This is a genomic window from Prosthecobacter sp. (assembly GCF_044373815.1).
Taxonomy (GTDB): domain Bacteria; phylum Verrucomicrobiota; class Verrucomicrobiia; order Verrucomicrobiales; family Verrucomicrobiaceae; genus Prosthecobacter.
In genome coordinates this window covers 1-7340 of record NZ_JBIPNG010000336.1, presented here as the reverse complement: position 1 = coordinate 7340, position 7340 = coordinate 1, and the positions used below count along the sequence as shown (strand labels likewise).

Sequence of the window (7340 nt, the reverse complement as noted above, 5' to 3'; positions counted from 1 at the left end):
TCTCCATCCGCCACCGGGGACACCACTTGGAATGATCTCCACTTCAACACGACGGGCGATAGCTGGACGATACCAGGGGGGCAGATCGGCACGGACTTTGCCAGCACACCCAGCGCCACGACCTCCGTGGGCGACGTGGGTCTTTATCTGTGGGGATCATCTTCCGAACTGGTCGCCGATGTGCAGTCGTGGCTGAGTTCCCCGTCCACAAACTATGGTTTTGCACTGATCAGCGAGAGCGAAAACGTGGCAGGCACGGCGCGTCGCTTTGCGTCACGCGAACAGCCGGGCGGGGATAAACCTGCGCCCACGCTCACGCTGACGTATCAATCCGCCCCCGAACCCGGCAGAATGCTCATGCTGCTCATCGGTGTAGGCGCCGCAACCTTGCGCCGCCGCACAGCAAGACGCCTCAACGCGTGAAGACATCGTCACTCGTCCACATTCTCTTGTCGGCACCGGCGGAGCGGATCTCCATGCTGTTGCGGGAAAGTTGATGGAAGAAGTAGGGCGTGCCCCAGCGGTCCACCAGTTCGCCGCTGCTGTTGCGGGGCAGATCATCGGGCAGGATTTTTGCCTGCCTGGGGTTGTCGCCCGAGAGAGCCTCAACGATCTCGGCATTGGAGCCGATGGGGTTGTCTCCTGCGATGGTGCGGTAGTCCCGCAGCAGTCGCGTGATGCGCTGAAGATCGGAGGCGGCCGCGTTTTCGACGCCGACATCTGGTTGCAGCGGCAGCGGGGCCGTGGCCTGGACCGGCTCCGCACGCACCGCTGGCGGCGGGGGCGTTTGCGCCAGCTTGCCAGCAGGTTCTTGGTCCGAACGCGTCAGCAGCCAGAGAGCCGCTGCCATTAGCGCCAGCAGGCCCGTGATCCACAATACCCGTGTGCGGTTCATAGCTGTCAATGAATCTCAACCAACGGACTCAGAGGAAGCCGAGGTTGGGGGAGGAGAAGCGGCCAATGTTGGGGAAGATCGTGCTGATGTTCGAGGAATCCACACCGAACCATGAAGCGAGCGTGGCCGAGTATTGATCCACGGCTGTAGTGGGAATCCAGCGGCCGATGCCCGTGTCATCCGGCCCGTTCACTGCGAGAGTGGGGAACTTGCCATAAGTGGCTCCGCCTTTGACCGCGCCGCCGATGACGAGATGATGTCCGCCCCAGCCGTGGTCACTGCCAGAGCCGTTGGTTGGGAAGGTGCGGGCAAAGTCGCTCGCGGTGAAGGCGGTCACAGCACTCTTGAGGTTGGAGCCGCCGCCGCGCAGGGTGTCAATGTCTTGCAACGACAGGATGAGACCGTTGAGTGTCTGGCTCAGCTCGGCCAGGAGGTTGGCCTGGGCACCGATGATGACGGCGGGGTTGTTGGAAGTGCTCTGGCCTGCATTATTGGTCTGGCCCGTGTGCGTGTCATACCCACCGACCTGGATGAAGAAGACCTGCCGCTTCATGCCAAGACCGCCGCTGGCGACGGACTTGCTGCCCAGTTCAATGAGCCGCACCACCATCTTCATCTGGGACATGAGCGAAGAAGAGAAGGTGGAGCCGCCATTGGGAGTGGTGATTGTGGTGGGAAAGCGGCTGAACCACGAAGGGCTGCCCTGCGCCGTAAGCGCGGTGCTGAGAATGTTCGCCTCCGTGATGGCATGGTCCAGCACGCCTGCGTAAGCCTTGGTCTGCAGGTCGGCGGAGAGCTTGTCGGCATTCAGGATGGACTGCAGCGCGGTCTGCCTGGCCCCGGTGACGCTGCTGAGCTGCACGGCACCGCCGGTGGTGATAGCGTACTGGGGGGCTAAATTTTGAGATCCGACTTCAAAGATGTTCGAGCCCGCCAACGTCACCGCCATCGACACCTGACCGCCCGAGTTCACATCGGGCGGAGACGAGAAAAGGTCAGCCAGGCGGCCGGCCCAACCGCTGACATAGGGCTGATCCGGCAGCGAGGTCTGCCATTGCGTCTGCTGGTCGCTGTGCGAAAAAAGCTGCGGCGGCTTCGGCACCGTCTTGCCACTGTACTGCGCCTTGGTGAGTGGAAAGCTGAGCGTGCCCATGTTGAGCACGGGCGCGACAATGCCGTTGTTGAAATGAGTGGCGAGGTCCGCCATCGCCGGATGGAAGCCATAGGTGCGTCCATCGCTGGCGGGATAACCCACCGTGCCGTTGCGCGAATTGAGCGCCCGAGCTGTGGCCGGGCCTCCATCCGTGTTGGGAATGGCCAGCGGTGTGCCCCGTCCTGCGCTGTAATTGGCCCAGTCCGCAGGAGTGGTGGGGATGATCATGTTGTTGGAATCATTCCCGCCATTGAGGAAGACGCAGATGAGCGCCTTGTAGTCGGAGAATGAACCGGCGGCCATCGCCGAACTCATGAGCTTGAGGTCGCGGAGTGAATTTCCCAGCGCGCCCAGACCGAGGGCGGCCGGAATGTAGCGCTGCAAAAACCGGCGGCGTGGAATAAACGGAGCGTGAAGAGGCTTGTTCATGCGGAGTTACTTCTGAATCGCGTATTCGGCGGAGGTGACGATGAGATGGATAATGGCGCGCACCCGGTCACGCATCTGGGACGTGGTGGGGGTGGTGTAAGGAAAATTGGTGTTGTTGGCCACGTAGTTGATGATGGCCGTGCGCGCGGTCGCATTGAGACTGCCGCCGATGAGACGGGTGGCAAGCGTGTCCACGAGCGTGGGAATGCCGGCATTGCTGGTCTGCCCCGCCGTCATGAAAGGGCTGATGTCCATCGGGATGGAGCCGCCGCCGCTGCGGAAGCTTTGGAAACCATTGGTGTTGCCGCCGCTGAGGAACCCACCTGCAATGATGTTGGTGAGGTTCATGGTGTTGGAGTCATTGGTGAGCTGGAACTCCGGCGTCGTCATGCCCGCATTCGCCAGATCTCCCGGATAACGATAGTCCGGATAAAAAAAGTTGAAGACCGTCGTGGAGTTGAGCGGTGTCTGCGTCAGGTCACTCTGGCTGTAGCCCATGTTCCAGGTGCCCAGCTGCACGGCGCAGGTGCCGGAGCGCGTCCACTGGGCTGCGGAGAGTGGATAGACCACCTGACCGTTGCTGCTCTGTGAGCCGGCTGTCACCGTTGGAGTGATGGTGACGGTGAAAAGATTGGGCAAGGGAGCGGTGGCCACCGTATACAACTGGCTCGGTGCGGGAGTGCCGGCGTTGGCCACAAGAATGTTGATCCATACCTGATCACCCGCCTTAAGATTGTGATTGCCGCCGGTTTGAACCCTGATGGTCGAGACACTGCCGGAATTGGTGATGTTATAGCCACCGGTGAAGCGCGGAATGTAAGCCACTCCAGTGCTGGTGGCCGGCGGGCTGCCCGTCAGTGTGATGGTGAAGGTGCTGGCCGCGGCCGAGGTGATCGTGTAAACACCATCGTAGGTGCCGCCCGCCAGAGTGCCGCTGAAAAACTTCACATACAGCTGATGTCCGGCAATGTAGCCGGAGGCTGTGATGGTCACAGTGTTGTTGACGCCGTTGTAGTTCGGGGTGCTGATGCCGGTGGTGTTGACCGTGAAGTTGTTGGGCAGAAAGGCATTTCCGGAAGGATTGCCACTCACAGAGTTGGCTCCGATGTTGATCGTGAAATTGGTCGTGGTCGCGCTGGCCACTGTATAGGTCTGCACGGTGCTGTAAGGTGCGGTGGTGCCGAGCGTGCCTGAGGTAAACTGAATCTTCACACTGTCACCCGCCTGGAACCCCGGAGAGTTCACCGTCACGACTCCGGTGGTGCTGATGGTGCTGTAGCTCGGTGTGGTGTTTCCGACGCTGTAGCCGCCCGTGGTGGGCAGGTTGGTTGTCAACGCGCCGGCATCGACAAAAGAGTCGAGCTGGATGACATCATTATTGATCAGCTTGTGCGCGGTGGGAGTGGTGATGAGAATCTGCTGGTAGCCGAGCTGGCGGTAGCTGGAGCCTGCGATGCCCGTGGCTGCGAAGGTGCGCGCCGGGCCTGTCAGGCGCAGCAACGGCTCGCGCTGCTTGCCGAAGCCGACATCTGCCGCGGCGGTGGTGCTGCGTGCTTCGTAGTCGAGCAGGATGGCACGAACCACCTCCTTCATGTCGCCCCGCACACCGGTGGCCACGCCATCCACATTGCGCTCACCATTGAAGGCACGGACGACACGGTGGACGTAGGCGGGCTTGGGATTGCTGGTGACGAGTCGCTGGATCAGCTGGCGGCAGATGTAGGGGCCGACGGCGGAGTTGCTGATGATGTTGTCGAGGGCCGTCTCGAGGTCCCGCAGCCCGTTGAGGTCATACGAATTGGTGATCGATGTGGTGACGAGATTGCCGGCGCCGAGCACGGGATCCGTGGTTTGAATCGTGATCGGATTGGGGTTCGGATCACGCGAGGAATCATTCACAAACGTGGTGACTGCGGGGGGGATGACCACGTTGTCGAGCAGTACTTTTTTTCCTGGCTCGTGATACGCGGGCACCAGAACCATGGGGTCAAGGTAGTTGGAGGAAGGAAAGAGGGAGGTTGGCAGCCTGCCGTTGTTCAAGGCCTGGCCCCAGCTCCAACCAGTGAAGACGCGCGCCATGCCAGTGATGACCGATTGGTCGTAGGTGGGCACCGCATTGCCACTCGAGTCGAGAACGAGCGACCCATCCGGCCACAGGCGGTACAGGCCAATGGAGAAGAGCTGCATGATTTCACGCGCGTAGTTTTCATTGGGATGAATGCCGGTGGAATCGCTGCCGACGCTGTTTTGCAGCATGTCCAGGTAAATACCCATCGCTGGAGTGAGCGTGACCTGCTTGAGGATGTCGCGGTAGTTGCCGAAGCAGGAGTCCACCAGATTGTCGTAGTAGTCGGCAAGAATACGGCCGTTGTTGTTGAGCGGGCCGGTGTCCGAAACGACGAGAATCTCGCTCAGCGCAAAGGCGACACGCTGGCGCAGTTGATCCGGTGCGGTCACCGAGTTCTTCCACCAGGAGTTGAAGAAGAGAGAGCTGTTATACGGGTTCTGGGGGTCGCTGCTGAGGTTGGCGAGAATGTAGGGAACGTTGCGTGTGGCGGACAAGCCGAACTGGTTTTCAATCCAGGTCCGGTAGCTGCTCGTCTGCACACTGCTGATGTCGGCGGGGGAGGGGCCAAATGTTGCCTGCGTCAGAAAGCGCACGGCTCCGGCGTCCGTCGCATGGTCATCCGTCGGGGCGGTATAACTGGGCAGCGCAGGTGCGGTTTGTGAGCCTGGAACGGCGCCAAGGGTGCCAGTGAGCTCACCGTTGGGATTGTTGGTGGTTCCAATGCTGACAAAAACAGTGCCGTTGTTCAATGCGGTGAGGTCCGCTGGCTGCATGTTCCAGGTATAACCGCCATCCGTAGTTCGTTGCGTGGGGTAGTTGCGATCCTGAGCATCGAAATCAAACAGCATCACCGGACTGCCACCGCTTTGCGCGGAATAGATGCGGCGGAAAATGCTGCCTGAAGTGAGCCCCGAATAATTCAAATGCACCACCGCGGTGGAACCATTGACGCGCATGAACGCTCCGCCACTGCCAGTGATGTTTGAAAGGCCGGCTGCTCCTTGTAGATTCGTAATGTACAAAGTTCCCGGGATGGTGGTGGTGGGTGGATTGTCCCATGGCGAGAGAACGAAACCGGGAATCACCCCTCCCGTCGTAGCCGCCGCAGGGCCGCTGCCATTGGCGATGGCGGCAGAGTTGCCGGTAGGATCCATAAACCAGCCGACCGAGAGATTGTTTGCCGCACCACTGGCTCCAGTGTTATGCAGCACCTCGATGTAATAAGCCTGGCCTGCCGTCAGTGCGAGCCAGCCGGATTTCTGAGTGGCTGCCGTGTTCCACGTACGCGTGGAGGTGCCGGTAGGGCCGGACACGTAGGCGCGGCGAACTTTGTTGACGGGCTCTCCGTTATTGGAAATCCACAGCTCAGCGGCATTCGCGGCTGACAGCCAGAAGTAGTAGTTCCCGGTCGTGGCAGGTGTGAAATAGCCGCGCAGCCTTTCCCCCGTGTTGGCACCATAGGTTGTCGTGTTGTCCTCGACGCTGGTGATGGTATTGGTGGTCGTCGGTGCGGAACCCCAGGGCACGTCGTTGAGCGTCGCCCCGGTGACTCCAGCAGTCCAGAGTTCACGCGTGAACTGGCCCCCACTGTCCTTCACTTGTATTGTGACCACGGCGCTGGTGCTGCCGGCACTGTTCGAGGCGTAAACCGTGAACTGGTAGATGCCTGCCTGCGGCGGAGTGCCGCTGAGCACGCCGTTGGTGAGCGTGAGCCATGCAGGAAGGCCGCTGGTAGTGAATCCACCCGCACCATTGCTCGCTGTCAGTGTCAGACTGAAGGGTGAGCCTGAATTCAACATCGTGATCACATTCGTCGGGCTGGTGATCGCGGGCGGACCGGCTGGTGGATTGCCCGCAAGCGGAGTCTGGCCGGTCATCGTCGGGAACAGGCGTGCGGTGGGAATGGCCTGCTTCGACTGACTCGGACTGTACCATGAAAGCGTTGCGCCTGCAGCGCTGCTGAATTCGCAAGTCTCCAGCTTGATGTCATATAGCACCCCTGCCTGGAGGGCGAGGGTGGCGTAGCGGTCGGCTCCGGAATAAACCGGCCAGTCAATCGGCAGATTGGTGGTGTCGAGGGTGCCGCTTCCCGTGCCCGAGGCAGGCAGGCTCAGGCCTGAGAGTGAGGTGGTGAAGTTCACCCCTGGTGTCACCGCAGTGACCGTGTAGGGCAGCGAAATGTTGTAGTTCGCGCTGAGATTGCCGGTGGTGAACTTCAACGGAATCACATCCCCCACATTGACGGCGGCGCTGGTGTAAGGCAGCACAATGGTGCCGTTGGTCGATGAGTTCTGCGTGTAGGTGTAGGTGACGCTGGGATTGTCACTCGTCAGGCGCCGCAGCACCATCGGCTGGCCGTTGATCCATAGTTTGGCCGTGTCATCGGCGTTCACGGTGATCGTGTAGGTCTCGCTGTATTGCGGCAGCATCTGCCCGGTCCAGCGGCAGCAGAAGTAATTGTGGTAGATCAGCGGATCGGGCGATCCTGCACCCCAGTCGCCATTGTTGCCATTTGTGATGGCGCTGTCCGTCTGCGTCCCTGCCACAGGTGCTGTCAGCGTCGTATTGGCGTAGTAGCTGGCAGGCCAGCCTGTCGTACTGCCAGTGTTGTTGGTGTAAACATTCGCATTCGGAATGTTCGCAAAACTGCCGCCATTGATCTGCCACTGGAATTTGCACTTCGCGTTCCCCGTGGTTTCCACAAACTCAACCCGCATGTGGTAGCGGTTGGCTGGAGCGGCAGGAACAGCCAAGGTGAACTGTCCGCTCTGTTTAAAGGCTCCCGTCGCCGTGGT

General features: G+C 60.5%; 4 protein-coding genes. 1 reads left to right on the top strand and 3 read right to left on the bottom strand.

Annotated features, from left to right (window positions below; genetic code table 11):
• Positions 1-423: PEP-CTERM sorting domain-containing protein (locus ACIREA_RS22345; RefSeq protein WP_397384569.1), on the top strand; the 423-nt coding region annotated here is incomplete at its 5' end.
• Here the strand turns inward: ACIREA_RS22345 and ACIREA_RS22340 are convergent.
• Genes ACIREA_RS22340 through ACIREA_RS22330 form a run of 3 tightly spaced genes read right to left on the bottom strand, consistent with a single transcriptional unit; the run spans position 413 to position 7298 of the window.
• On the bottom strand, positions 413-895 hold the full coding sequence (locus ACIREA_RS22340; protein WP_397384568.1) for a hypothetical protein: 483 nt from the start codon (positions 893-895) through the stop codon (positions 413-415). The two genes, ACIREA_RS22345 and ACIREA_RS22340, sit on opposite strands and share 11 nt — an antisense overlap.
• Positions 896-923: 28 nt before the next feature.
• Positions 924-2477: a DUF1501 domain-containing protein gene (locus ACIREA_RS22335; protein WP_397384567.1), complete on the bottom strand. Its 1554-nt coding sequence runs from the start codon at positions 2475-2477 to the stop codon at positions 924-926.
• Positions 2478-2483: 6 nt separating this feature from the next.
• Positions 2484-7298, bottom strand: a complete 4815-nt coding sequence (locus tag ACIREA_RS22330) for a DUF1800 family protein (RefSeq protein WP_397384566.1) — start codon at positions 7296-7298, stop codon at positions 2484-2486.
• Positions 7299-7340 lie beyond the last annotated feature (42 nt).

Excerpts from the sequence above, each read along its gene's own strand:
- ACIREA_RS22340 (WP_397384568.1), bottom strand. The coding sequence starts at position 895 with ATGAACCGCACACGGGTATTGTGGATCACGGGCCTGCTGGCGCTAATG.
- ACIREA_RS22335 (WP_397384567.1), bottom strand. The coding sequence starts at position 2,477 with ATGAACAAGCCTCTTCACGCTCCGTTTATTCCACGCCGCCGGTTTTTG.